Genomic DNA, 21812 nt, shown 5'->3' on the forward strand with positions numbered 1-21812 from the left:
GTCTGGGTAACGTCCCTGAGAACCACAAGAGCTCGGAGACAGCAGGAGCCGGAACCCTGTGCGGGCTCCGGCTCCTGGACGCGGATGGTAAGGGATTTGAACCCTTGAGACGGGGTTACCGCCTACTGGTTTTCAAGTTTCGGCGACCCCGGAATGGCGGGTTCCGGTCAGTCTCGGTATGTCCCAACTTCCCCGGAATCACGCGGATTTGCATCTGTCTCGTACCTCCTCGTGATACGACGTTACTGCGCCTGTGGCCACAGAATGGCCACAGACAGTACCGCATTGTGTGAGATCGACCAGGAAGACTGTGGGTTGATTTGGTGAGCGTGATGGAACAGGCTACTGCCCTCGTCTCCCTGCCCACGCGGTGTGTCGGCCAGCCACGTGCAGGCCGCCACGTGCCCGCCCCTGCAGTATCCCAACGCGGGTACGTCCCTCCAGCACCTGGAGGACCCCGTCGACGCCATAGGGCACGCCAGATCCAACAGGAGCGGCGTGACAAGCCACGTGCCCTGATCTTCCCAGGCTTCGTGGGTCGCAAGTCGTTGTACGGTGAACCGTCCCGGGTAGCAGTCGGGGTTCCTGAAATACTCGATCAGTAGTCATCACTTGACCCAGAGCGCGGGACTACTCGCGGATCTGAGTCAGAGCGCCCGCTCGGTCGGACACAGGGATGCTCGGACCATTTGTCGGCTCACTCGTCCAGCGCCTTCACGAGGGCGTCCTGGGCGTCGCTGTAGAAGATGAAGGAGACCTTCGTCGCCACCTCATCGCTGACGTCGAGGAGCTGACGGCGCGCGGACACTGGCAGGAGCAGCGCGGAAGCGCCCTTCTCCATCGCGTGCTCGGCGAGCGCCGCAGCGTTCAGTACCGTCTCGACCCCGCCGCCGAGCGACAGGTTGCCGACCGCGATTAGCCCGCCACGCATCGACCGCTGAAGCATGGCGGAGGTAAGCGCGAGGAGGATCGGGAGGCCAAGGCCGGCTCCCGTCTTGGCGGCATCGAGGGCGCGGACCTGAGCAGTGAGGTTGTGCTCGCGCGGGTCGCGGTCGCCCACGAGGTGTCGCGCCTGCGCGATGAGGTTCTGCTCGGCCACCTTGAAGCTCTCACGGAGTGTGGCGGGCGCGGCCTGGTTGAGCAGGCCCCGTGCGCCCGCACCGGGAGTGTCAGCCGCCTCGATTCGGTAAAGCCCGGGGCCGGCGTCGCCGCTGCCTTCGGAGATGGCCCAGACCTGACCTGGCGGCAGTGGGTCAATGCAGATCGAGTCGGGACTCGCCAGCTCGGGGGTCGAGACGAACTGCTCGACTCCCTCACCAATGCGGTAGCCGAATTGCGTGTTCCGGAACTCGGCGGCTCCGATACGCCGCTGCTGCTCCTTGACCCGACGACGACATTCGAGCGCAATGCGCACGGCCCACTCAAGGTCCTCGTCGGAGATGAACGCTTCGGCGTCGGGGTAGAGCAGCTTGAGCAGCCCGTCGACCGTCTTGTTAACTGCCGACAAGTCACGGCCAGACAACGCGTCGGAGTAGTTCACACGTCCCTGGATTGATGCGAGTCGTGAGTGGTCCCGCAGGCGCGACCAGCACTCGGAGAGGAAGTCGCTCACGAGACCGAAATGGTGGGTGAAGTACGTCGGGTTGAGCTTCGGGACATCCCAGCCGGGTAGGTAGGCGTGAATGCGGTCCATGAACGCGGTGTCGTCGCGCATCTCCGGCGGCAAGGGCGAGAGCAGGTGGCCGATGCGCTGTTGATGAGCGACATCAACGTCAAAGTTGCCAACCAACACGATCGAGCCGTCTGCACGGATGGACTCACGGCCGCGGGAGAACTCGCCGGACTCCATGTAGCCCTTCATGATGTTGACGCCGTCCTTCTGATCGAAGGAGACGCCGGAGACCTCGTCGAAACAGACCACGTCGTACTGCGCTACAAGGCCGCGCTGTCCAGACGCGTTGTTGACGAACATGCGGGCGACGGTCGCCTTGCCACCAGAGATCAAGTGCGCGTAGGGCGAGACTTGCTGGAACAGGTGCGACTTGCCGGTGCCGCGCGGTCCCAGCTCGACCATGTTGAAGTTGCGCTGCACGAACGGCACCATCCGAAGCAACAGCACGTCCTGCTCGCGGTCGGTGAGCTGTGCGGGCTCGAAGCCCACCGATCGAAGTAGCAGGTGCTTCCACTGCTTGGTCGTGAACCGCGCGCGGCCTTCGGCCAGCCGTGAGAGTGAGTCGCGGGTCGAGAGCTGGATGGGACGCAGCGTGCCGACGGCGAAGGGCTTGCCGTTGCTCTCCTCCGCAATCGCAGCGTCGTAGAACAGGTCAACTTCGGCGTAGAAACCGCCAGTGAGCATGCGCTCGTGGTCCCGTACGACGGCGTCGTCGATCCTCACATCGCGAAGACCGAGGCTCGGCAATTCGGCGACGTAAGCGTTCGACTTCGCGTCGAGCCTGGCCTTGACTAGGTCGATGAGCTTAATCGTCATGCGTTCACGAGCGCGCGACTTGAAGAGCTCCTCTTCGCCTGCACGCACGGTACGGTCGGCGAGCAACCGTCGCACGACTTGGAGGCCCTCTTCGATCTCCTCAGGATCGGTGGTGGCGCAGTAGCGGCCGATGAGGAACTCGCCCACGTATGTCGGGACCGGATATGCCCCCTTAAACTGTTGCGCGAGATCCTTGCGCACGACGTACCCCTCGAATGCAGAAGCTGCGGTCTCGTCGATTTCGTCTAGCGTGGTCGCCTCGGTCATTCGGCGCCTCCCACCGTGGTTGGTGTTTGGACTAGAACCTCACCGTTCGGGTCGAGAAGCACGACCCACGCAACATCCCCTCCGGCGGCCTGTTCCTCATCGACGAGCACTTTGACCTCGCCCGGCTCAGCGGGCGATTTCGGGCCGCCCACGACGCTTGACGAATCGGCGGGATGGAGCCGGATCTCGGCGACGATGTCTGCCTCGGCGGGGACATAGTCGATGCGGCATCGCTGGCCAGTCCACCTGACGGTTTCAATCTGCACGGGCACAACGGTCGTGTCCCCGCGCGTCACTGTGACGACAGCAATCACGCACTCTTGGAGGCTCAAGCCACCGTGCTCGTAGAGACGGCCCGCCTCGAACGCCGCAGTTCCGGGCGCGCTCACCATGTCGACGGACGAGTCCCAAGTCCAGGTCAGGATCGGAAAGTCCGGGCGCGTTGCTGAGGCCTTCAATCGCGCCACGCGCGGCTTGCGCGCCGCGTCCCCTTCAGTGACCTGCAGGGGCAAGATGACCTTCTGTGCTGGCTGGCCGGGCAAGAGGAACCCGTGATCGGTCACTATGACAACCTTCCTCCATCCCGCGTCAAGCAACCCGCGAACGCGCTCGGCGACGAGATCAAGCTGATGGTCAACGAGGTGGGCCAGCGCATGCCCCTGCGAATGCCCGAGCGAGTCGATCGAGTTCGTCTGCGTCCATGCCTTTCCGCTGGGGTCGCCGGACTCGGCGGCGTCCCAGTCAAGGAACTGAACGCCCGCGCGCGCAAGTGCCGTGCGAAGGACCGCCCCTTTCAGTGCTCGACCCTGGTCGTCGGCCGCATCGAAGGCGGTTCCGCCGCTCGTAACGACCGCGATCGGAGCGACCGCCGGCTGACCGGTCGGCGTGACACTAGGGAACGCCGCCAACCGCGTCTCGACAGCAGCGACGAGTGGCGAAAGCCGTCGAGCCACACGCGTAGCGAGGTCGAAGCGCAGAGCATCGACGTACACGACGGCGGTTTCAGGCTCAATAGCGAGGCCCGTCTGCCCTGTGTAGTTGTTCATCGCAGCCTTCTGGAAAGCCCGTGCCGACTCGTCGACCCAAGGGTCGTATAGCACGCCTAGTGCGCCGGTGACTGCGGCCCGGTCTTGCGCTGTCTTGACCGACGCGATCGCTCGCAGTGCGAGGTCGTCGATCATGTGGCCCTCGTCTACATACCAAGCGAGCTGAGTCTTGAGGTCTGTTAGGGACGAGGGAGTCGCTACGCGATCTGCCAGTTCGGCGAGGTGGCCAACGGCCCGCGCGAGCGGTGCCTGTCCAAGGGCTGCCCAGACATTGTCTTCCCGTGCCGAGTGTGCGGCAGCGAGTTCCTTGACCCGATCGCCTGGGTTCTGGTGAGTCGTGAGCTCACCAAGTGCAGTCCGCAATACCTCCTCCTGGTCACGATTCCATGACGGCCACGAATCGGGATGGGGGTCGGTGTCTCCAAAGAGTGGCACGATAGAGGGGCGCGCTTGGTCGAGAAGGTCGGGGATGTTCGAGTAGCGGGCGGGATTCTCCGCGAACCGCTGCCAGACCGCGCTCCACGCGCCCCCTCTTCTTCCGAGATTGCTGGCGGCGGTGAGCGTGCCCTCCTTCTCGGGGCTAAATCCGTAGACGGACTTGCAGGAAGCAATGAGCGCATGCCATCGAGCACCTTCAAGCGAGGCCCGCACTGTGTCAGGGTCATCCATCCATTCGAGGAGGGTGCGCACAGAGTCATCGAGCACGAGATGGTGAAGGCGCGACGAATCGAGTCGCCCCATGCGCTTGAGGTCGTCAATGTCCTCGAAGAGGAACTTGTCCAGAACCTGCGTGAGAGCGGTTCTAGTCGCACCGTCGCCCGCGATATCGAGCCCAGCACCTTGCTTTGACGCAAGGAACGAGTGCGGCGTCCATGGCGTCTGGCCGTGGGCAGAGGGCCACCAATTGGAGCGAATCGCGACCTCGGCGAGCGGCGCGAGAGGATCATTGAGGGCCGATGCCGCGGCCACGGATTCTCGGCTGACACCGGGTAGATAGAGCACCCAGGGGTTCCGCTTGTCGCGTTCGGCAAGATAGGGCGGCAGCTCTGCTGACTCGGGCGAGGCAAGAACGGCTCGAAGCCAGAGCGCCGGGCCCTGCGCAGTCGTAGGGTCGTACTCGCCGAGAACGAGAATGGGCACTGCCTCTTGAAGGCTACGTATCACCGGCTCCCATGTGCGCTCGGGGTCGGCCCATAGGACAGACGCCGGGGCAGAGTTCGCCCCCGCGTTGAAGGCCGCGGCATCACGGAGGGCTTTGGCGATTACGGCACGGACGAGTGTCATTCGGCAGCCTCTGCCTGACGCCGGGATGCGCGGCGCTCATCGAGCGTCGGATGAAGATCGTTATGCCGCTCAGACCCGTCGGGGTTCTTCCCGCGGTCCTTCCGCCAATTCACATTTACCTTCGACCGGAGAACGCCGGCGGTGACGAACGGTCGGATGTTGAGCCGTACGCCATCGTTAAGGTCTGGGTCCCAACCGATTGACTGCTCAGCCAAGGCCTTCCACCGCACATAGAGGTCAAAGGGCGGTGCGCCTTCAAGGATGAGCTTGAGCTTGTGCTGGAGACTTTCAGCCGCGGCCAGACGCGCCTCGGCACCAGGCCGTTCTGCGCGAACCTCGTGCTTCTGTCGGTCGATCCACGCGCCAAGCGACGTGAAAGTTAACTTTTCAAGCGTCCGACGGTCGAGCTTGTGGTAATTGACGATCGCTGAGAACCCATCCTTCCGCCCATCCCAGACGTGCCAAAGGAACGGCCGGTTGTCGAAGATCTTCGCGTGCTGACCAAAAAACGTGTCGCGAAGCCAAACCTCGAGCCTGCCGTTCTTGCCGCCGGCATCAGTGACCAATTGGCGTTCGAGATTGCTGGACCAGTCGGCGCCGTAGGCAGCTGCAAGAAGTTCCCGCAAACGAGTGGAGAGATCCGGCTCGTTGGGAAGTGGTTGCAGGGCGGCGATGCCGTCGCTGTCAGCGAACCGATCAAGTTCGTCCGGCTTCTGATTGGGCCAGCGGTAGTCGAGCACGCGGGCGACAGCGACTTGGAGCGGCTGAGAGGAATCCACGGGGTCCCCGTGGAAGAGCCACTGCGTGGGGTCGTCCGTGTATGGGTGCGGTAGCGGTCCAGTCTGAGAAGCCACTTGCTGCCAACGATCGCGGTCGAATACCACCTTCACGAGGGTCGCGTTGGTCACATTGAGTTTTGAATCCACTGCCCGAATATCGCGCGCGTACTCCGCGCTCGACAGGTACGCCCACAGTGCCGGCAGATCGGATTCATCGTGTGGGACAACAACCGCCGCGTTCATATCGAAGATCTCACCCGTGTAAAGAGTCACAGGCAGATTGCCCATCTGTGAAACAGCGATTCCGCGCTTGCCCCATGCTGCACTTCCCTGAATACGGGCTTGAGGATTTCCAATCAGTGCCGCTCCATCCTTCTGCCACCAAATGATCTGGTCTCGGCCAGCAAACGGAGCTGTTCCACTAACCGAACTTTGGATGGGACGGAACTCTGAGTTGGGAAGTTGGACCTCCCACATCTTGCGAATGAACTGTGGGTTGTCCCCCGTAGTCACGCCTTGTGAAGAAGTAGCGATGGCCGCCAGTAGTGCGGATCGATTGATCGACGTCAGCGTGATCCGATGATCGGGATTCGTGATCTGGCTGTCTGCCGAGACCGACACAAGGGGACCTCGTCTCAAGAAGTCGGCGACTTCCGTTGGGTTAGTCCCGTGTCCAGCATCGACTCCTGCCAGCGAACGGACGCGGGAAGGGGACGTTATGACCAGGTCTGAATTGAAATCCCACATACTCGTCGAGAAGCCCTTCACCCCGAGAGCCGCCACCAAATGGCCGTCGTCCTGGCTCAGGATTTCCTTTCTCAGGGTGGAGTAGGTGACTTGGAAGCGCCAGTTCTGTGGAATGACGAAGGCCGTGCCACACCCGCTCCACCGACGCCACATCGTGTACGCGAGGTTGCCGCTGGCCGGACCATCGACAGCCTTAGTAAATTCTTTCAGAGTGTCTGACTGGCGACTGGAAGATAGGAACGGCGGGTTCGTTGCGACTAGTACGTAATCACGCCCTAACATGCCCGCAGCGTGCACGACATCGTCAACCGCATTCCCCAGGACGGCGGCAGTCCTCGACTCCGCCAAGATAGCTTTCGTCAGGAGCGCTCGCGTTTCGTTCCATTCGACACCAGCAATGAGGTCCCGACCAAAAAGCCCGCCATCGCGCTCGTTGGCCGGTCGCGGGTCGATTAGCGATCCAAGCGAGTCTGCATCACGGAACAATCCGTGAAGACGGATCATCACCTTCCGAAGCTCGTAATCTCCACCGGCGAGTGACTCCCATTCACTCCGTGACGCACGAATGGGTACCCCCGAACATGCAACTTGAGGTGTTGGAAGCTCGCGGAACCCGCCTTGCTTCCACGCTTCCAGCGCGACATTGAAAGTCGCGATCTGCGTGCAGCGCGGGTCGAGTTCCAAGCCGTGCAGGTTGTCCCGGAGCACTGCGTCCTGTGCCTCAGCAGGTGTCAGCCCCTCCTGCTCGGCACGCATACGCCAGAGCATCCCGAACATAGCGACCAGGAAGTGGCCGGAACCACAGCAGGGGTCCATGACGGTCACATCGGCGGCGCGCTCGGGCCAGTCGCCGAATGAACCCGCGGCAGGGGTGCCGTCGTCGTTGCGGCGGAGGTACTCCCATGAGCCGACGAGCGGCGACTCAGGGTGCCGTGCCGCCCACCATGCGCCGAGCGAGTTCTCCAGTAGAAAGCGGACCATGTAGTTCTCGGTGAACAACTGCGTCACGGGAGATAGGTCGGCCCCACCGATCTTGACACCGGAGTCGTTCACCCGCTTCTTCTCGGCCGTCTGCCAGAACTGATACACCCAGCCGAGCGCGTCTTCGGTTGTGAACACTTCGGCCGCGATCTCCAACAGGAGACGCTCCAGCGCGTTCCGGTGCTCGGCCGCGAATCGCACCTGCACCGCAGGGTCGGTCAGACGGAACACACCGGGGAGGATCTCCGATGCGAAGCGAGCGGCAACGGCCCACGCGTCAGGCTCGCCGAGGTCGGGCGCTAGATCGCCACAGTCGTCCAAGGACAACGGGATGTCGCGATACTCGGGATGTCGCAGAAGTCCGTTGACCTCAAGGAAGCGCGCGAACAGCAAGCGGTGCCACTGCTCGTAAGCGACGTCATGAACGAGGTTCGTTAAGGGCACGCCCGCCCTCGAGGTGTCATCGCCGAGCTGCCGCGCCTTGTCGCGAAGCGCCAGGCGCAGCTTATTCTGCTCCTCGCTCACGTAGGCGGGCCGGCTCGGCTCACCGACCGCGAGTGCGCGCAAGGCATCCTTGGCCGCGCGCTGTGCCGCCTCGCGGGCGCGTTGCGTCTGGGAGTCAAGGAAGCGCCGTTGGTCAGGGTTCAGGACCGTGGTCGTTGCCGTGGCCATAGTCAGCCCCTCACCACGACTGTGTCATTGCTGCTCAGAGCGGCGAGCAGCTGCGTCCGCAGTTCGTTGACGTACCGCTCGACCTCATCCGTGCTGCTCAGACTCACCGTTGACACGGTGACCGTGGCGGTCGTCGCCGCAGGGGTTGTGAGCCGCAGAGCTGCCTCTAGAGCGCGAGAGCTGCGTTGTGGGATCGCGTCTAGCTCAGCAGTCCAACCTTGGAGAGGTCGCGCCTGCACCGCCGCCAGAACTGCAGAGGGATCGGCTAGGTTGGGCTCCGACTCGGGGGTGAGGTGGTGTTCTGCGAGGAGCGCCGCGCGTTGCGCCTGGTCAAGTGCCTTCCACGCAGACTGCGCTTCGAGGCCCTCGGCAGCCTGCTTGCGAGCATCCCTCAACGCGCCAGCGGCTGAATGGATCGCGTCGCGGAGCACATCGGCCAGATCCTTGACGATCGGCGCGACAGGGTCGGCGTCGGCAAGGAGATCACGGCTTGCGACCAGTGCGTCGAGACGGTCACGGACGGCCGACACGCCCGACAATCCGCCAGAGAATGTGGAGAGCGCACGCGCCAGTTCCAGTGAAGGCATCCGGCTCTCGCGCCGCCGCTCATACTCCGCGAGCTTGTCGTTGAAACTCGTGAGGTCGTCCTTCGCCCTCAGCAAGGCGTGCACACGGTCATTGCCGGAACTGCTCACGATGACCTGGATGTTGCTGGGAACGCTGATGTCTGGGAGTGGCGCCGGTCCGCTCACGTCCTTCGCGCGCTGCACGAGCGACTTCACGGCCTGGTCGACCGCCGAAACGAGTCCGTCGTTGTCGGTCGCGAACCCAAGGGTGCTCAGCACCTGGCGTGCCTGAATCTTCTCGGCCGGCTTGAGAATTGTGACCTCTCGGCGGAGCTGCACGTTGCCGAGACGGGTCTGCTTGAGTAGGTCAGTAGTAGTCGCGTCGCTGCCATTGAGCGTCGCGCGAATCACCCCAGTGTCGAGGAGCACTCCGAGGGCGGCCATGAGCGCGTCTCTCGGCCAGCCGAGCGGCTTCGATGTGACGGCCTTCTCAACGTTGCTTGCGGAGGTTCCGGCCGAACCGATGTGGCTGAGCACCTCCTTGACGACACGATGCTGCTCGGGGTCGGCGTCGTGTTGGACGGCCTTGAGGGCGTCTGCCGCCGACCCGTTCTTGACCCTGGCGATCACCTGCGGCCAGCGATTGTCGTCGGCCTCGGTGAACCGCGGGAAGAGACGCGTCGCGGCGTCCTGCGCGCCCGCTTCGATCCTTTCGCGCAGGGTGACCCCGCTTGGTGCCGTCCCGCCACCGAGAAGCACGCTGGCCTTGGAGATGACGTCGCGGACGTGGACGTTCACCTGGTCTGTTGCGCGGTTGAGTCGCGTCTGCATCGCGCTCCGAGCCTGTTTGCCCTCGTCGTCCTGTGGGATCCCCTGCTGGTCGATTACTCGCTGTGCGGCAAGCTTGTTGCGGACTGCCGCCGCGACCGCGGGGGCCTGGAACCGGGGTAGATGGACGAGGACGATCGGCGAGTCGATGCCGAGACTGCGGGCCGCCTCATCGAACTGCTTCGCTGTGATTCCTTCGTCCCACTCCGAGCGCAGCCACACCGGGATCGCCTCGGAGTCGGGCGGGAGCGAGGCGTCGGCGTGCAGGGCAAGCTTGCGCGACTCCTTAGCACGCCCCTGCTGGATCGAAGCGGGCAGCGACCGACCGACCTCCGAGAGCAGCAGCGAGTCGCGCTCGGTGCTCACTTCGCTCTCGGTTACTTGCGCATGATGTCTGCGGAATGCTTCGTCCCACTCGCGGCCCGCCTTTGTCTGCAGACGGAACTCCTCGCCATCCTGCTGGAGGACACCCTCGTCGGCGAGCGCGGCGATAACGGCAGGGACTTCCTGCCGAAGCCGGTCGCCATCGTGGGCAAGGTCCTCGACAAGCAGGTCGACCAAGTGGTCTGCCGTGGCTCGCACGCCTATGTCACCGTGACCCGACGTCGGGAGCAAGCCGATCAGGTGGATGAGGCCGAGGATGCGCCCGCGCAGTGCGTTCTTCTGCCCCTGCTCATGGATCAGCGTCTGCGTCTCCTTGAGGAGTAGCCCTGCCCCGTTCAAGTCTTCGTTCTTCTGGGCGTAGAGGAAGTCGGCACCAACCACCGTGCCCACGGACTCGGGCGCAGCTTTGCGGTTCGCCTCGTGCACAATGCGGAGCTGTGAGCGCAGTTGCCCGGCGCGGCCGGCGTCGGCCTGGCGGAGCACGCTTTCCCAGAATCGACGGCGCACAGGGAGCAGCGGGTAGTCCTCAGCGAGGTCCTTATCGTCCTCGGCGGTGTGCTGAATTTTGCTCCCGATGAGTTGCCGGGAGATCTGCCCCGCGACTGACGCCAAAGCGGTGTCGAGACCGGGTTTTTTAGCGGGCTCCTTGCTCAGCAGCACACGGCGGACGACGGCGTCGACGTCCTGGTTCTTGAGCACGACCTTGACAGTAAAGCGGTCCTGTATCTTCTGGAGCGTCGAGTCGGCTGTCAACTCCTGCTGGCCTGTGGCGACGAGCACTACGCGACCATCTAGTTCGCGGGACACCGACTCGACGAGGTTCTGCACCTCCATCGCGCGGCCGCCGTCGCCGCTGATGTACTGTTGCACCTCGTCAAGGACGATCAGTGCCGGCGGGATCTGGCCGCCGCCGACGTACACAAGGATCTTCTTTAGCAGCGAGATGGTCTCATCCGTGGAGAATGAGCGGGTGTCCGGCGGGAACTGGCTGCGAAGGGCGGCACGCACCTCCCTGGCCGATGCGGCGAACTCCGGGTCTGAGGCGAGGATGGCATCCGCGAGCAGCGTGCTGAGGTTGTATTCGCCCAGCTCCTCGATGAGGTCGCCTCCGTTGGCCGTGATGTGGGCGCGGACGGTGTCGAGGTGCCCGTTGCCCGCGAGCCACAGGGCCACTTGGGCGGGCGCGACGCGCGTGGGCAGGCGAGCCGCACCGAGGACGATGGAGAGGAACACCGTGTTGAGGGTGTCGCCGCTGCGGTCGAGCGCGCCCGCGGCGGCCCAGGGCGCGGCACCATCCCGGCGACCGAGCGTCGTCAACTCCGTCAGCTGGTCCTGGATGCCCTGCGGGACGTTGGTCAAGCCGCGCGCCGTCGCACCGTTCGGAAACTTCGTGTCGGCCCACAGGTGCTGAAGCACACGGACGAGGTGGGACTTACCGCTGCCGTAGAAGCCGGAAACCCACACGGCAGGCTGCGTCGTCCGGTTCCGATGGCCGGTGTACGAGTCGAGGATCCGCTGGAGGCCGTGCTCGTACTCGCCCTCGCAGACGAAGCTCTCCAGCTCGTACTTCAGAACGTCCCACTGATTGGAGTCCTCGGGGCGATCGACGTTGGTGACACCGTCGTTCGGTATCTCGAAGCTCAGCGGAGGCCGGATGAACAAGTTGTTGTTAATCGTCACGCGAGGTCCTTCTGCGGATCAAGGACGCGGGCGCGGTAGTTGAACCCGTCACGCGCGTCGAGCAAGCGGAATGAATGAGTCTCCGGGTCGTGAAGCCCCGGGAAGAGCACGAGGAGGCGTCCAGTAACAGCGGAATCGACGGACTTGATCACACTCGAAGCACGCAAGAACGGGAAGATCGAGCCGATGCCGACCAGTGCCACGACAGCGTTCGCAGGAGCCAATCTGAGGGCTTCCCGGATGCGCCCGACCAGCGTCGTCTCGAACTGATCGAGGATCGACTGCGTAAGGTCGCTCGGTTCCTCGTAGAACGCCTCAGCGTGCCGGTGCGACGACAGCCAGCGCCCGAAATCGTCGGTGACGTCGAGGACGACCCAGCCGCGGCCCGCCTGCGTAGTCGCCAACTCCATGCTCGGCAGCGCATGGCGCATCTGGCGTTCCAGATCGGGCGGGTAGACGAGCATCCACACCCGCTCACCGCCCGAGACGTTGTCCTTCCACGTCAGGGACAACTCTGCCTTGTAGGCGTCGATAAGATCGGAGACGCGACTCATGCGGCACCGCCGAGGGCCGGGAACGACACGTCAACCACGTTGCCCGCCACGAGCAGGTCGAGAAGACCTTGGGTGTGCGCGTCGCGCAATGCCTCCAGAGTGCGGTCGGGCGCGATCCCCAGGATCTGCGACCACGGGTTGTCGAGGACGCCGAGTCCTCGCCCGCCGGCCAGGTGCCCCAGATGGGCCGCGTAGGCAATGGCTGCCGGACGGGATTCCACTCCGGTGCGCACTTTCTTGGCGCGACCCGCGAGGTGTCCGGTCTGAGTCCAGCAGGCTCCGGTGTTACGGCCGGTCTTGCCGAGCGTCGACTCCGACATCTCGTTGCCGAACACTGCGGCGACGGCAGCGGTGAGGTCTGCCGACGTCACGCTCGAGCCTAAGGGGAGGTTCGCAATCGCATCAAACGAAGCGCGGAGCACCTCGTCACGGGTGAAAGCAAGGAGCCCCGCAAGGAGCGGGCGTGAAGATGGGTCTATGTCCCAGAAGTACCGCAGTGCCGCGAACTCTGGCCGACTCGGGTCAAGGAAGTACAACTCGCGCAGGTGGCGGAACGAACGCTGCCGACCGGCCTGAGTCGGACGGCCGAGGACGTTCTCGTCAACTATCGAGTCGCGGTACTGCTCGACGGGCGCATTCGGCGGCACCTCGCGAAGAAGCTCCACTAGGTGGGGAATTCCGATCGTGTGGCTGGCGGTCGTCCGCAGCGTGCCGAGGGTGAAATGGTTTTCAGCGATACGGGAACTCGTCATCTGCAGGTGATTCCTCCCTTCCCACGTGCACATCACATCGTTTGTCCACAGCTCTGCATTTCGACTCTGCCGCGTGATGGACTCCATTGAGGGCCTCATTCCAACAGGAGCCTCCGATATTCGAGCACTCATGAGGCGTCTTCTCCTACCGCACCGCCACGGCGGACCCAGTCGTCAATCTCACTAGTCTGGAACTTCCAGAGGCGACCGACTTTGTGGGCGGGCATGGCCTTCTCGGCGATCCAGGTGTAGACGGTGTCTTTGGTGATCCCGAGGTGGGCGGCTATGTCGTCTGCGGACAGCCACGGCTCAGCCACGTTGATCCTCCCTCGATCTTCGGCCCAAGAAAGCCAACACCCTCGATCGTATCGGGAGTTTGCCGTTTGAGTTGGGTCTGTCCGTGCGTGGCCTAACCAAACGGGGGCTACGGGCGAATGCCGCCGGAGAATCGGCAAGGCCTCCACCTCGAGACAAGATCACGAGACAACGTACACATCCGTCTGCCCGAGAGGCGCGCGCCACCCCCGCTTCCAACCTCCCACATCCACGCCTGCAGGCGTCGCGTGCTCTCCCTCGCTGACTGACATACCTCCCCTGATCTGCGCACAGCCCCTGAACACAAGATCAGTCATCACACCTCTGGCACCAAGGTGCATTCCGTCTCGTTTTGTCCCCGACGGTGTAACGGGTGCCCGTTATGAATGGACCCATGATCAAGGCCCGTTGAGCGGTCCATCCGGGCGTTCTACGCAGACCGTTGCAAGCGAGCCGCGTACCGGCAAACGTGCTCGGACAGGTCGGGAGCGGGATCAGCTGATCAGCGCTCGAGAGATGGATCGACAGCTTCGGCCGCCCTGTCCAGGGCGTGCCGTATGGCGCCCGCCCCGTCACCGGGACGGGCCACTGGGCGGGGCCTGCGGGACGCCCCGCGAGGCGTGCTTGAGTGTGCCCGGGTCAGAGGTAGGAGTGGCCGGTGGGGGTTCCTCTTCCCGGACATCCGGAGAGGCTGATCGGAGCGCTGTCGTGGCGAGGACCAGCACCGTACGGCCCCCTCTCGACAGGATCGATGGAAGCCGCCGGTTCCGTCGGTGCCGTGACATTCAGTTCCGCGGTGAGTTCAGACGCTCCAATGCCTCATGGGCGCAGTCATAGGCGTTCTGCTCGAACCCATCAGGTACAATCCTGAGCCGGTGGAGACTTGGTCCTTCGGTGGAGAAGTCGATGACCTGGCCGTCGCTGTGACGCCGGATGCTTTGGACTTCCAGAAGGCCCATCTCCTTGAGTACCGGGTGCGCCGCACTGAATGCGTCGCGGCTGAGGCCGTAGTTGAGCAACCGCTCCCCGGCGGGGATAGCGATCCAACCCTCGGGGTCCGGGAGTGTGCCCCGACCGCACGCCACCATCAGCAGAAGAGCGATCTCGGAATCTTCTAGAACATGCACCCAACCGTGGTGTAAGAACCCCGATGGCACCCGGACAGTTGGCTCTTTCATCGTGGGCACCCGGTACGTCATCCGGTCCGTCGGGGACGCCGCACGCTCGTCCATGAGGAGAAACCCTTCGCGCTTTCCTCTTGCATCTGCAGCCCGCGGGTAGTCGATTAAGCCGGCGTCTGAAAGAACATCCAGGGCAGCAGCCAGGCTGCGTGCCCGTTTGGTAAGGGGAGTGGCGCGGAACTCACCGGCGCTCGTGTACTGCGCGGGGGTAGTGATCAGCTGAACCCATGCTGGCGAGTTGTCCTGTGTGTACCCAGGCGTCAAAAGCAGGTCGTTGTGGAACTCAGTTCCCGCCTTTCGGCGCTGCGCGACGCCTAGCAGGATCAGTTCCAGGCGCAGTGCACTCCCACGCGGCGACAACAACCGTGTTGCTGGAGGTCTTGCTGCAGGTGGCGGAACCCTTCGATCGCTGTAATCGGCAGCGGAAGGGTCGTGTTGCCGGTAAACGAAACCGGTGCGCACCTTCAGCGGAGCAGGCCTGCGGATGCTATTCAGGTGCCCCGTGGCCGTCTCAATCCGGTCTTTCCCAATCCGTGTAAGGCGGAGGCGACGGCCTTCGAGTTGATCGTGGAGCTTCTCGGCCCTAGTCGACACTAGTTTGCACCTTTTGTTCTGAACGTTTTGACCCGCCAGTAACCTTACCGTTTAAGCGAATCTATAGACATGCCTTGCTGGCGGGTCAACCCGTCGCTTCAGTCTAGTGGACACAATGCTCGCAGTCACACAGTCTTGTGGCACAAGGACGGCCCGAGTCGGTCAGGACTCGAGCCGTCAAGCAAACCAGACCCGCTGATGTGCAGAGAGAGGCCAGCTATGACCACCCTAGACCCGATCGACCCAACAGCCGAGAGCACCCCACCCAGGGAACCCACACAGCTCCCTCTCGCAACTATGCGGTGGCTGTTGATCAACACCATCACCCTGATCGCGTGGGCAGGTGCCGCTGCCATGGCCGTCAGTGCTGCGCCCGGGCTTACGGGCCTCAGCACTGGGTGGGCGTGGCTCGTCGGCGTCTCAGCAACGCTGCCGGTCGCACTGAGCGTGTTCACCGCGCTCGACCGCTTCATCGAGACACCGGCGGCAACCGGCGACAAGTGACCCGCCGAGAAGCGGGTCGTCGCAGACTAGGTGGCGCTGCGCTGGTCGAAGTCCCGTAGGCCGATCCCCTTACGGGCACGAGTTAGCAGATCATGCGAGTCGTCATTCGGCGCCGGCCGACCTGGACATTGACCTCGGAGGCCCGCCGACTGACGGTCGGCACTTCTTCGACGCTGTCTCGAGAAGCACTGTTTGCTGCGACCCAGACCTCCTTCGCAAGGAAGGAACGTTTATTGAGGCAGCTGGAGGGGTTTGCAAACGACTTCCGACGTTGGTGCCGTCGATTTCGGACGGTGATGAGGGCAAGCACCACCCGGGGGTCCCCGTGGCCAGGGCGGGGGATGCGCGGGAGGTCGCCGCCACCGTGGCTTTCCTGTACGGCCCCGAGGCCGGTCGGTCGACGGCGCGTCCTGGGCCGTCGACCGAGGCATGCTCACCATGGGGCCGATGGCCGGGGCGCAGATGGAAGGCGACGACTGGCGACGCCCCTAAGCCTGTCCCAGCGCTGTTCCCGGCCTCAACTCCCGGCGTGGGCCATTTGGGGGCGCTGGCCGAGGAAGACCGCGGCTCCAACCAGCAGGATCAGCACAGACAGGGCCAGGCCGGCCTGCACCCCGTCGGCCGAGTCCGAGGCCACCCCGGACAGTACCGGGCCGATCGACTGACCAACTGCGAACCCCGTCGTCAGGGTGCCGATCCCGTCGGTGACCTGGGACGGGTCCAGCACCCGCTGTGCCGCGTGCGTCACCGCACCCACCAGGGCCAGGAACGTCCCCCCGAACAGCACCGCCGACCCCAGGGCCAGCGCCGGGTGGTCCGCGAGCAGCGGCAGTCCCGCTCCGAGGGCAACGACGACCATGAGCAGCGCCGGAGCCCGGCCTCCGGACAATGCCCCGATGACCGGGGACCACGCGAACCCGCCGACCATCGCGGCCAGGCCCAGCACGATCCAGAACACGGCGACCTCCCCGTCCCCGGCGCCCCGGCCGCGCAGCAGGGCCACGATGAAGGTCATATAGGCGATGTACCCGGCGCCGAACAGCGTGTAGCCGGCCAGCAACGGGAGCAGGGTCCGCACGGGGGCGCGTGACCCGGCCCCACGCGGGGGTGGAACCGGGGTCCGACGCGCGGCCGGCACCGCGATCAGCCAGGCCGCCACGCCGGCGATGCCCAGCGCGGCCCAACCGATGCGCCACCCCGACTCCGGCGGGAACCAGGCCAGGGCGGCCGGCAGCAGCAGGCCGGTCACCACCACGCCCATGCCGCCACCGGAGACATAGATCCCCATCAGCAGGGCCGAACGGTGCGCGGTACGGGGCCCGGCGACGAGCTGCGAGGCCAGGGCCGCCGTCAGCGCCGCCCCGAGGATGAAGGTCACCGCCCCGGACACCCCAGCGGCCAGTCGCAGCACGAGCAGTACCGGCAACAGCGTGGTCAGCGCGGAGGCACCCAGCGCCGCGGCCGTGACCAGCATGCTGGTGAGGAACGCCCGGCGCACCCCCAGCACCCGTCCGACGCGGGCGGCCAGGATGGCCCCGACGAGGTACCCGGCCGCGTTGGTGGTGTTGAGCAGGGCTGCCGTGGCATACGACCAGTCCAGATCGGCCTGCATGGGCGGCAACAGCACAGCGTAGGCGAACCGGGCGAACGCGAAGGCCGACACCGGCCCGGCCGCGAGCCCGAGGGCGGTCCAGACCGCGCGGGAGGTGCGGGGCTCAGTCATGGCCCGACGTTAACGGCGGGCCTGGCCGGGCCCGGCTGATCGCCCGTCTGTGGCCTTGAGGGGGAGCGGCTGATTTCCGTGGCGGCGGTCAAGGGCTGCCCCACAAGGGCTGCTCAGCCCCTCGCCAGGTCGATGATCGCGGACACCTCGGTGCCCGGGCCAATCTCGATCACCGCCCCGGCGCGTCGAAGGGTCGCTACCGCGGGACCGTTGTCGGCCGTCTTGCGCCCGAGGATCCGATGCGCCCCGGCCTCCACGGCCCGTTGGGCGACGAGGTCGAGCACGAGATGGCTGAGTCCCCGTCCGCGGGCCGCGCGGGCGAGCCAGAGACCGTACTCGAGGTCCCCCGTGGGGAGGCGCTCCAGGCGGATCGAACCGCTCACACGGCCGTCGACGCGAACGGCCCCGGTGAGCTGGTCGCCACCGGTCAGCCCCGACCGGCACCGGCGATGGAAATCACGCAGCCACCCCACCCGAGCAGGGCCCCGGCCGGGCTCCAGGGGAGGCGTCACCTCATCGGGATCAGCGTCGTCGACCGCGACACAGACCAGCTCCTCCAAGACGTCCTCGTCCACCGGGACGAGCTCGACTCGAGGTGCAATCATGGCCTCACATCTTCCCGTCACCCGCGAAAGTCACAGCTTGGCGCTCACTCGTTCTTCTCATCAAAGGACGGCGGTCTCAACCGGTCAACCATTGTTGAGGCAAAGTCGATGGCAGGCCCGTTCGCTTCTGACCTTCATGCCGGTGACTTCTGAGCGCCGTGCCGTCGATTTTTGAAGCTGTCAGCGGTCTAGACCGCGCTGCTAGAGGTTCCCTGACGGCGCATGATGCGGTCGCGAAGCTCGGCGACGAGTGCCTTCTCGGCCTTGTTGACGGGACCATCGACCGTGGCTACCCGCTCGGCCACGTCGATGACGTCGCTCAGATCCCCCGCCTCGGCATCCAGGCGTCGCCACACCTCGGTCGGCTCGAGATCAACAAGGTGAGCAAACTGTTCATCGACCACCTGATGCTGGTCCCGGACCAGTCGCACCAAGTGGCGCATCAACAGCGCCTCATCGTCGGCCATCTTCTGGTCAGCCATGATGACGAGCCAGGCGACCCACAGCATCAACTGCGGATGCTGGCTGCGCTTGCTCAGGCCCTCGGCGAGTTCGATCACCCGCGCCTCGTTCCGGAAGACGGCTTGCGCGTGCCGTCCCGCGAGCAGCGTCGTGTAGCGGTTCACCACGACCGCAAGGGGAACCCCGACCACGGGGATCCCAATCTTGATGACGTTGCGCTGCAGGAGGAACTTCCCGACGAAGGGCAGTCCCCGGGCGGCAACCAGGACCGGTCCGGAAAAGTATCTCTTGATGAGCTGCCGCACGAGAGGTGGGACCACCCTAATGACGCCCTCGCGGGCGAATTCCCCGCTTTTGATGGTGAAGGCCACCCGGATGAGCTTCCACAGGTCCTCGGGGTCGGACACATCGAGCGGGATTCGGTAGAGGACCGCAACGTCGTAAGCCAGGCGCAGCTGGAGCTGGGTGAGGAACGCGACGTCGATCATGACGGTCGCAATGGCGGCCGGGACAGTGGCGGGGCTGGCCCCACCAAGGGTCCCAATGGTGGCCGCGATGGTCCCGGTGTACGCGCCGGCGGAGAGCCCACCTTCGAGAGCGGCATACCGAGCTGCCATTTTGATGCGCTGGTCGACGATGGCGTCCGCGGGGACGCCCTCGTACTTTTCCTGAAAGTACTCCCAGGAGACCTTTTCGGTGTAGGAGTTCAGGGCCCGAGCGAGGAGCTTGGTGAACCAACCGCCCGACTTGATGTCATCCGGGCTCAGCGTCGTGATGAACTCCTGCAGCTTGGCTCGATCATGCTCGACGACCTCGCGGTCGGGATCATTGGCGTCAATCAGATTTTCGGGCACGGCAAGTCCTCCCAAGTGGGGTTGGCATAAGCACACCGATGACGCTATCTGGTGTCCATCGGGCGTGGTGTTCCACAGACGTAGGCGCCGTTGTCGGCGCCGGTCGCAGTGACGCCTCCCAGCTGAATGTGGGGCCGGTGGGTTGAACGTGGTGTCCTCACGAGCTAGAGCTAGTCGGCATCAGAAGTTCCGTTGCTGAGCTGACGTTCTAGGGATTGCCGCACCAGGCCGACCACGTATGGGATGTCGTCCATGGTCGTCAGGCCCACTTCCACGTCACCGTTGCCCCATCGGCCCAGGTTGGTCACGTCCTTGGCCATTCCCCTGGGATCGAGAAGTTCGGGAAAAGGCATATTGAGGGAGAGTCGCAGTCGACTGGCTTGGGGAACGATGTCGACCACGTTAGTTTCCGCCTTATAGGCGATGTAGAGCTTGAGGATCTCTTCCCCGATGTTGGGGTCCAGGGCGAGCAGCTCGGACCGCAGGGCATCGAAGAGGCGGCGCATGGGCCGTCCGGGGGACAGGTGCGGGTGGTCCTCGAGTCCATATCTGGACGGTCCGTAGCCGGTCCGCTTCGGACGGTAGGCGTCCAGCAGGCTGGCCTCGACGTCGGGAAGTGGCCACACCGCGACCGCGAGTCTTGAGAGCTCGGCGGCTCGGGCCTCGATCTGTTCTTCGCCCCAGTGGTCCACGGCGACAATCCCGCGGTTCAGGTGCAGCGGGCTGTGTCGGAAGCCGCCGGGCATGTCGCGCTTCTGGCTGAACGACTTGTCGCTGTATTCGCTGTTGTAGCCGGTCAGGGTGAGGTTGCCGATCGTGTGCAGTTTCGCTGCGTGAACGCGTTCCCACTCGGGGCCCAGGTTGTGCTGCCACTCCTCCGAGAGGTTGGGGTTTTGCGGCATGATGTGCTCGATCGTGTATTCATCGACGAAGACCCGCTCCTTGCGGCCGTGGTTCTCCAGCCGGCGAAGCCAGTAGCTGCGCCGGGGCAGGTGGTACATGTCGCGGGTTTGGAGTTCCCGGCGGAACTCTTCATCGTTGGGGAAGCGCCGGTAGGAGGGCAGCAGGAGAAGATTGGCCTCCAGGCTCTCCAAATAGCGGTCCTTCTTCAGGCTCCGGCCGAGCGTCGCGAAGGTCTTGTTCAGCGAGTTGGTCGGAATGGCACAGATCGCGCGCCGGAAGACGTAGGACTCGATCAGGCGCAGGGCGCGCAGGAAGTCCTCCCGCGGCAACACCTCCTGCGCGTAGTCGTGGTACAGCTCCAGAAGCAAGGGGTAGGCCACATCGACCCGGAGGTCCCGGAGGTCCTGGAAGCCCTCCTTGAGCGCGTGATCGCCTTCCTTGCCTAAGGCCATGGCGCAGTAGTACCCGGCGTAGCACTGCACGTCCTTGACCAGGGTGTCGACTCCGGCCTCCGCGACGTCCTTCCGGCGCGAATAACTCTTGAACGCCTCGTACACCGCGCGGACGTTCGGGATCTCCCCGGTCTTGACGGTCAGGTAGTGCCGCATGAAGGCGTCGAAGTAAGTGCCGTAGCTTTCCTGGCCGAACTCGAGCTCCATCGGGCGCCAGTGATGTTTGTACAGCTCGGTCTGGTGGTGCGGTTCCAAACCCATCAGCACGTAGTTGCGGATCAGGTCCGCCTGGCTGAGTTCGCGGCCGGTGGAGTTCATGCTCTCGAAGATCAGCTGGGGGTTGTCCTGCTCCCGGCTGAGCGCAACGTCGACGATCATCAACTTGCTCAAGCCCCGGCACAGGACCTCCAGATCGGATCCGAGGCCCTGTACCTTCTGGTCGAACAAGTCGAAATTCTGCTGGACGCGCACCGAGTGTTCCTGCGGAAGCGGGCGCTGTTGCACGAGGGAGATCAGGGTGTCCCGATCGGTCTGAGTCAGCAGCAGCTTGAAAGCCTTGTCCCCGTCTTCCAGAGGATTGAGCAAGTAGTAGTTGCGCAGCTTCTTCGCCGAGAAGCCCTCCAGGGGTTCACGGTCGCCCAGGTGGCGGCACAGGGATTCGAGCAGCAGCGTCACGGTGGTTAGGCGTTGCTGTCCATCAATGACCAGGAGCGGAGACTGGCTGGAGACCTGGTAGATCCCCTTTTCGATGTAGACCACCGACCCGATGAAGTGGGCGTTCGTGTCATCATTCTGGCCGGCACGGATGACGTCCGCCCAGAGCTGCGCACACTCCTTCTCCGTCCAGCTGTACGTGCCGACGGGTGTCAACCTGTTGTGAACCGTTAGTGGGATATGAGGGTGTGAATGGTCGGGGGTAGCTTCAGTCGGGAGCCGTCGTTGGCGAGATTGATCGTGGCCCGAGCTGGTGGGGTCAGGACGGTTGGTTCCTGGCGGTAGCGGCGTGGATGTGCCCGGTAGTGAGCGTGCATGGCTTGCTGCCGGGCCGCCGCCTGCTGTGTCCAGCTCCCGTCGTGCATGGAGGCTGGGGTGTATCCGGCCAGAGCGGAATGGCGGTGTTCGGTGTTGTACCAGCAGACCCAGTCCGTGACCCAGGTCTGGGCGTGGTCGATGTCTTGGAAGACTCCGGGG

The 21812-nt window shown here is 64.4% G+C and carries 14 protein-coding genes; 1 reads left to right on the forward strand and 13 read right to left on the reverse strand.

Annotation, left to right across the window (positions count from 1 at the left end; all coding sequences use genetic code 11):
- Positions 1-697 precede the first annotated feature (697 nt).
- The 8 genes from brxL to BM355_RS14185 all read right to left on the reverse strand — a co-directional run bounded on the left by brxL (position 698) and on the right by BM355_RS14185 (position 14986).
- On the reverse strand, positions 698-2755 hold the full coding sequence (gene brxL, locus BM355_RS12640) for a protease Lon-related BREX system protein BrxL (protein ID WP_091699208.1): 2058 nt from the start codon (positions 2753-2755) through the stop codon (positions 698-700).
- A complete protein-coding gene (pglZ, locus tag BM355_RS12645; protein ID WP_091699211.1) occupies positions 2752-5085 on the reverse strand; it encodes a BREX-1 system phosphatase PglZ type B in 2334 nt (777 codons plus the stop codon). The genes brxL and pglZ overlap by 4 nt, the downstream gene beginning before the upstream one ends.
- A complete protein-coding gene (locus BM355_RS12650; RefSeq protein ID WP_091699213.1) occupies positions 5082-8264 on the reverse strand; it encodes a BREX-1 system adenine-specific DNA-methyltransferase PglX in 3183 nt (1060 codons plus the stop codon). The genes pglZ and BM355_RS12650 overlap by 4 nt, the downstream gene beginning before the upstream one ends.
- A gap of 2 nt (positions 8265-8266) precedes the next feature.
- Positions 8267-11722, reverse strand: a complete 3456-nt coding sequence (gene brxC, locus BM355_RS12655; protein WP_091699215.1) for a BREX system P-loop protein BrxC — start codon at positions 11720-11722, stop codon at positions 8267-8269.
- Positions 11719-12276 (reverse strand): BREX protein BrxB domain-containing protein, encoded by a 558-nt coding sequence (locus BM355_RS12660; RefSeq protein WP_091699217.1) that lies wholly within the window; start codon positions 12274-12276, stop codon positions 11719-11721. Before BM355_RS12660 ends, brxC begins: the two co-directional genes overlap by 4 nt.
- Positions 12273-13028 carry a BTB/POZ domain-containing protein gene (locus BM355_RS12665; protein WP_143109505.1) on the reverse strand — a complete coding sequence of 252 codons (756 nt, stop codon included), beginning with the start codon at positions 13026-13028 and terminating at the stop codon, positions 12273-12275. The genes BM355_RS12660 and BM355_RS12665 overlap by 4 nt, the downstream gene beginning before the upstream one ends.
- 128 nt (positions 13029-13156) lie before the next feature.
- Complete coding sequence (locus BM355_RS12670) at positions 13157-13345, reverse strand: helix-turn-helix domain-containing protein (protein WP_091699221.1); 189 nt, start codon at positions 13343-13345, stop codon at positions 13157-13159.
- A gap of 783 nt (positions 13346-14128) precedes the next feature.
- Complete coding sequence (locus BM355_RS14185; RefSeq protein WP_143109506.1) at positions 14129-14986, reverse strand: hypothetical protein; 858 nt, start codon at positions 14984-14986, stop codon at positions 14129-14131.
- 441 nt (positions 14987-15427) lie between these two features.
- Between BM355_RS14185 and BM355_RS14190 the strand changes: the two genes are divergently transcribed.
- The gene (locus tag BM355_RS14190) at positions 15428-15622 is read left to right on the forward strand and encodes a hypothetical protein (RefSeq protein WP_143109507.1); all 195 of its coding nucleotides are present in this window, start codon (positions 15428-15430) and stop codon (positions 15620-15622) included.
- Between the two features lie 517 nt (positions 15623-16139).
- Here the strand turns inward: BM355_RS14190 and BM355_RS12690 are convergent.
- The 5 genes from BM355_RS12690 to BM355_RS12710 all read right to left on the reverse strand — a co-directional run.
- Positions 16140-17345, reverse strand: coding sequence for a YbfB/YjiJ family MFS transporter (locus BM355_RS12690; RefSeq protein WP_091699227.1), 1206 nt, complete (start codon positions 17343-17345; stop codon positions 16140-16142).
- A gap of 113 nt (positions 17346-17458) precedes the next feature.
- Positions 17459-17950 (reverse strand): GNAT family N-acetyltransferase, encoded by a 492-nt coding sequence (locus BM355_RS12695; protein ID WP_091699229.1) that lies wholly within the window; start codon positions 17948-17950, stop codon positions 17459-17461.
- Between the two features lie 188 nt (positions 17951-18138).
- A complete protein-coding gene (locus BM355_RS12700; protein ID WP_218154348.1) occupies positions 18139-19266 on the reverse strand; it encodes a hypothetical protein in 1128 nt (375 codons plus the stop codon).
- A 170-nt stretch (positions 19267-19436) separates the two neighbouring features.
- A complete protein-coding gene (locus tag BM355_RS12705) occupies positions 19437-21491 on the reverse strand; it encodes a GmrSD restriction endonuclease domain-containing protein (protein ID WP_245760814.1) in 2055 nt (684 codons plus the stop codon).
- 14 nt (positions 21492-21505) lie between these two features.
- Positions 21506-21812, reverse strand: a 307-nt coding sequence (locus BM355_RS12710; RefSeq protein ID WP_143109502.1) for an integrase core domain-containing protein, incomplete at its 5' end; no start/stop codon positions are given.

Origin of the sequence: Micrococcus terreus (assembly GCF_900116905.1) — a bacterium.
GTDB lineage: Bacteria > Actinomycetota > Actinomycetes > Actinomycetales > Micrococcaceae > Citricoccus > Citricoccus terreus.